Here is a 2,149-nt window from a genome sequence, read left to right on the forward strand (position 1 = left end):
ATGTATTTACCAATCTTATTGCCATGGTTGATCAAATGGTATTTAAAATAAATGAAATTTACCTGTTCATTTTAAATTACTTCTCGAAAATAGATAGGTAAGGAAAAAAGAAAGGAGAGAAGAAAATGATTTCAGTAATTTACCCAATCTGGCTATTTAAGTGGCTTAGAGGTTAAAGATTAAATATATAGAAAAAATAAGGAGAAAACAAATGACAAACTTTGACAACATGGAACAGAACTTTGTAGCTCTTACAGAAGAAGAGTTGACGGATGTGAATGGGGGAGCATGGCCGATTGTAGCTTGGGTGATTGCTAATCCTGTGACAGCAGCTAAAATTGCTGGTGGAATTACTGCAGCAGGAATTGCAGGTTATAATTATGTGACGAGTAGATGGTAATAGAAGGAGGAGATGATATGGAAAAATCTATTTTAAAATTTGAAACAATGACTGATACGGACTTGCAGGAAATTCAAGGGGGAGCCTTTCCCCTTCTTATCCCTGTGGCAGTTGGTTTTGTAAAAGGTTTTGTATATACAGGTGGAGCTATTTTAACAACTCGAGCACTCTTTTCAGGTAAATAGGAGTCTGCTATGAAAAAAATCTTATTAGGATTTGCTGAGGGGTATTTTGTCGTATCGATTATTCTTTATATCGCAACGTATTTGATTATGAAAAATCCGATCAATACTCTGTTTTATCCAGAAACCTATCCAATTCTGCTTGGTCTGTTTTATGTAGGATACAAGTACAAAACAAAAGAAAGTACGATTGGAAATTGATGAACCATCAGATCGGAGTTTGAGATGAAAGTTGTTCAATTACTAGGAAAAGCTTGGCCAGAGTTTATTGTATTGTCTAGCTCGATGGCTTATCTAATGATTAGAATTGTGGCTGATGTAAACAAAATAAATCTACCTACGTGGTTTGAATGTTTTGATATACCTACGATTTCATTATTTTTGATGACATTTATCTCACTTTATAGAAGTAAAGAGAATATCATTTCAGAATAGTTTATTTCTAGGCATTCATTTTTTAACGGTTACTTTAAGCAGGCAGAACTTTTGTTCTGCTTTTTACATTTAAATGATAGTTTATGCTTTTTGAAGTGCGTTTTAGGCGTAAAAATGGTTTATTTAGGAATATTTTCCTGTTTTCATCCTTATTTGGTTAAAATAATCTTACAAATTTTTAAAGAGATTATTAGAAAAAGGAGAAGGATATGAAATTTAGGAAAAGGCACTATCGTCCCCAGGTGGATCAGATGGATTGTGGCGTGGCTTCTTTGGCTATGGTCTTTGGTTACTACGGTAGTTATTACTCCTTGGCTCATCTACGAGAGTTAGCCAAGACGACCATGGATGGGACGACCGCTTTGGGACTTGTAAAGGTGGCAGAGGAGATTGGGTTTGAGACGCGGGCTATCAAGGCGGATATGACGCTCTTTGATTTGCCAGATTTGACCTTTCCTTTTGTGGCTCATGTGCTCAAGGAAGGGAAGTTGCTCCACTACTATGTGGTGATAGGTCAGGATAAAAAGCACATTCATATCGCTGATCCAGATCCTAGTATCAAGCTGACCAAGATTTCCCGTGAGCGATTTGCGCAAGAGTGGACAGGGGTTAGTATTTTTATGGCACCATCACCGGACTATAAACCTCATAAGGAGAAAAAACAGGGACTCCTATCCTTCTTGCCGATCTTACTCAAACAGCATGGCTTAATTACCAATATCGTCCTAGCGACACTCTTGGTGACCTTGATCAATATCGTGGGTTCCTACTATCTTCAGTCCATCATTGATAGTTACGTACCAGACCAGATGCGCTCGACACTGGGTATTATCTCTATTGGGCTGGTCATCGTCTATATTCTCCAGCAGATTTTGTCTTATGCGCAGGAATACCTCTTACTTGTTCTGGGTCAACGGTTGTCCATCGATGTGATTTTGTCCTACATCAAGCATGTTTTTCACCTGCCGATGTCCTTTTTCGCGACACGCAGGACAGGAGAAATCGTTTCTCGTTTTACAGATGCCAACAGTATCATCGATGCGCTGGCGTCGACCATTCTGTCGATTTTCCTAGATGTGTCGACGATTTTGATTATCTCGCTGGTCTTGTTTTCACAAAATATGACACTCTT

4 protein-coding genes and 1 pseudogene are annotated in these 2,149 nt (G+C 38.3%); all 5 read left to right on the top strand.

Features of this window, described 5'->3' with window-relative positions; genetic code table 11:
* Nucleotides 1–211: 211 nt before the first annotated feature.
* Nucleotides 212–400, top strand: a complete 189-nt coding sequence (locus GMD4S_RS08200) for a class IIb bacteriocin, lactobin A/cerein 7B family (RefSeq protein WP_000180835.1) — start codon at nucleotides 212–214, stop codon at nucleotides 398–400.
* Nucleotides 401–417: 17 nt separating this feature from the next.
* The gene (locus tag GMD4S_RS08205) at nucleotides 418–585 is read left to right on the top strand and encodes a bacteriocin (protein ID WP_000415691.1); all 168 of its coding nucleotides are present in this window, start codon (nucleotides 418–420) and stop codon (nucleotides 583–585) included.
* Nucleotides 586–594: 9 nt separating this feature from the next.
* Entirely contained in the window at nucleotides 595–783 is a 189-nt protein-coding gene (locus tag GMD4S_RS08210; protein WP_000722238.1) for a hypothetical protein, read from the top strand.
* A 24-nt stretch (nucleotides 784–807) separates the two neighbouring features.
* Nucleotides 808–1,017 carry a hypothetical protein gene (locus GMD4S_RS08215; RefSeq protein WP_000869797.1) on the top strand — a complete coding sequence of 70 codons (210 nt, stop codon included), beginning with the start codon at nucleotides 808–810 and terminating at the stop codon, nucleotides 1,015–1,017.
* A 209-nt stretch (nucleotides 1,018–1,226) separates the two neighbouring features.
* Nucleotides 1,227–2,149 (top strand): annotated as a pseudogene (gene comA, locus GMD4S_RS08220) (peptide cleavage/export ABC transporter ComA); the annotation flags it as partial.

The organism is Streptococcus sp. GMD4S, assembly GCF_000296955.1.

Bases quoted from the DNA above. Each gene is read 5' to 3' on its own strand.
- GMD4S_RS08200 (WP_000180835.1), top strand. From the start codon at position 212: ATGACAAACTTTGACAACATGGAACAGAACTTTGTAGCTCTTACAGAA.
- GMD4S_RS08205 (WP_000415691.1), top strand. From the start codon at position 418: ATGGAAAAATCTATTTTAAAATTTGAAACAATGACTGATACGGACTTG.
- GMD4S_RS08210 (WP_000722238.1), top strand. From the start codon at position 595: ATGAAAAAAATCTTATTAGGATTTGCTGAGGGGTATTTTGTCGTATCG.
- GMD4S_RS08215 (WP_000869797.1), top strand. From the start codon at position 808: ATGAAAGTTGTTCAATTACTAGGAAAAGCTTGGCCAGAGTTTATTGTA.